General features: G+C 55.1%; 1 protein-coding gene. It reads left to right on the forward strand.

Annotated features, from left to right (window positions below; all coding sequences use genetic code 11):
* Positions 1–776: 776 nt before the first annotated feature.
* Positions 777–2168, forward strand: coding sequence for an SUMF1/EgtB/PvdO family nonheme iron enzyme (locus tag HQL56_19370; protein ID MBF0311677.1), 1392 nt, complete (start codon positions 777–779; stop codon positions 2166–2168).
* Positions 2169–2668: the final 500 nt, after the last annotated feature.

The following is a 2668-nucleotide window of genomic DNA, read 5'->3' on the forward strand; positions in this document are numbered from 1 at the left end:
GGGTCCGGGGGGGATTATCCCCCCCGGCGGGGTTCGGGGCAGCGCCCCGAGGTTCCATCTGTTGACGTGGCTTTGGGCGGGTCGAAGCCAAAAGGTGAAATACCCAACTTCGCACCGTTTCCAAACCCTGTCCCCACTTCGACCCGCCGGAGGGGGCCAGGGGAGGGCCTCATCCTCCCCATCCGTGAAGTCACCACCCGGAGAGAGCCGGGGTTGTTCCGCAAGCCCACTTCGTTTCTCCTGTTGCCTGCGATCCGCCAAAGGCCCCATCAACACCTCAAGCCTCCACCCGCCGATAATCCCCCCCGGCCCCCCGTGTTTTTCGTCCGGCAGACCTGCCGGCTCACGCTTTTTTGATTCCGTGTTCGAAACAACTGGACAACAGCCTTCTCTCCCTTTTACCTTGATCCAACAGAAACCTTCAGTCGGTAAATTACAGATCATTCCGAATGTGCGGCCTTCTATTGCTGCCGTAAAGAGCCTGTCGACATACAAAAAGAGTATTTAATTAAGTTGTTCAATTTTGTTACAATGTTGAAATGGTGGAGGAATCAATGAGAGTAAATATCTGCCTCAAAGCGTTTATGATATCTATATTGCTTATTAGCGCCGCCTCCTTGCTGACTTCCTGTGCCGGAGGTGCGTTTCAAAACGTGGAAAGGCCACATAGTTGGGTGTTGTACGATGTTACCCAAGAGAATGATTTGCTTGGCTCTTCTATTAGTCGGAGTGAGTTGGACCTGAATCGTAAGGGGCAGCCACCCCTCAAGCTGCCCATGGAAGCCGTGAAGAAAATGATCTTCGCCATGCAGAAAATTGAAGAAAAATCCGGTTTTAAGGTCGATCAGGTTATCTTTCACAGTCAGGACATATTTAATGCCTCTGCCGGTTTTTCGTATGCCGGAAAGGCGACGATCAATGTCTACCACGGCATGTTCAAAACGCTTCAGGACGATCTGGATGCCTGGGCGGCGCTGTTCGGTCATGAAATTGCCCACGTTGTCCGGCAACATCAATTCCAGTCGGATTCGGAACGGCTTTCCAAGGCCAGTGTAAAAGCTGTCGGTGATGTGGCTCGCCGTCTTCCGGGTATGGCGGGTGCGCTGAGTCAGGTGGCTGTTGAACTGGTTGGTATGGGTGTCAAAGGAGCGTTCAATCGTCCGCAGGAGGAGGAGGCAGACCAGCTTGGTCTGAAATGGATGACGGAGGCCGGGTTCGACCCGAAGGGCATGGAGAGGCTTACTCAGCATATGGTTGCATTGCAGGGGGACGGCGTCCTGCTCGAATTCCTCCTCACCCATCCAGCTCCCGCCAACCGGTTGAACAAGGCGCGGGAGTTTCTGGCGACTCAGGGGGGGCAGCCCTCGGCGTTTTCCAATATCGACTGGAGTTCAACCAATGAGTTGCTGGCGAACTTAAAACGGCGAATTCCAGTTTATGCTGCCGCCGAACCCGAGCCATTGACCAATATGGCCTTTGTTCGTGTCGAAGGTGGAACGTTCCGAATGGGATGCATGCCTGTTGGCGAATTGTGTTTCGAAAGCGATCGGGTGATGCACGAAGTCCGTGTCGACAGCTTCGAGATTGCGGCCTATGAGGTCACTCAGGAGCAGTGGCAGAAGGTTATGGGGTCCAATCCATCGCAGGCGGTGCAGTGTGGTTCCAATTGCCCGGTGGAGCGTGTTTCCTGGGAGGACGCCCAGCAGTTCATTGCCCGATTGAATGAACAAGGTGAGGGGGGCTACCGCTTGCCGACGGAGGCGGAATGGGAATTCGCCTGTCGCAGTGGGGGAATGCCGCTGTACCATTGTGGGGAGAGGGGGTTGAGTGATCATGCCTGGGAGGGAGATAATTCCTGGGGGAGACTTCATCCGGTTGGAACAAAAGCGCCGAATCGGTTTGGGTTGTATGACATGACCGGGAATGTCAGGGAGTGGGTGGCCGACTGGTATGATGCCGGGTATTATGCCGCGTCGCCGAAGGAGAATCCCACCGGACCGGCATCGGGTAAGTTCCGGGTGGTTCGGGGCGGGGATTATGATTCGCAGGGTCTGCGGATGCTGTTGGCTTCGTATCGGGACAGTGGTTTTCCGGATGTCCGCCGGGAGTATATCGGCTTGAGACTGGCCCGAACGGTAAAAGAGCAGAAGAGTCTTAACAGTCCTTAAAGTTGTAAAAAGGGTTGGGGGAGTCTGAGGGGGAGCTCCGCTGCCCCCTCAGGACTTTTCCTTTGACCTTGATCTTTTCCTTTGACCTTGATCTTTTCCTTTGACCTTGATCTTTTCCTTTGACCTTGATCTTTTCCTCTGTCCTTTCCCCGCCCAAAAAACCGGGAGTCGAACCTCCGGGGCCTCATCCCGGAGGTTCGACGACCTGGCGGGGCTTTTATTACCGCCATTGGGCGAATCAGCCTCACCGATTCGCCCAATGGCGGGCCGGACGGTGGTCAGCCTCCGGCGGGCATTGCGCTGGTCCTGGCAATCGATCAAAAAGACGATCGATTGCCAGGACCAGCCAGGGCGGGCTCGCTTTTTGGCCATCCTTTTCGGCGAAAGGATGCCGAAAAGGATGGCTGTGAGCTGGGCGAGCCAAGAGGATAGAGGACAAAGGATGGAGGACAAAGGATGGAGGACAAAGGATGGAGGACAAAGGATGGAGGACAAAGGAT

It is taken from the genome of Magnetococcales bacterium (assembly GCA_015231925.1).
Taxonomy (GTDB): Bacteria; Pseudomonadota; Magnetococcia; order Magnetococcales; family JADGAQ01; genus JADGAQ01.

Bases quoted from the DNA above. Each gene is read 5' to 3' on its own strand.
- HQL56_19370 (MBF0311677.1), top strand. From the start codon at position 777: ATGGAAGCCGTGAAGAAAATGATCTTCGCCATGCAGAAAATTGAAGAA.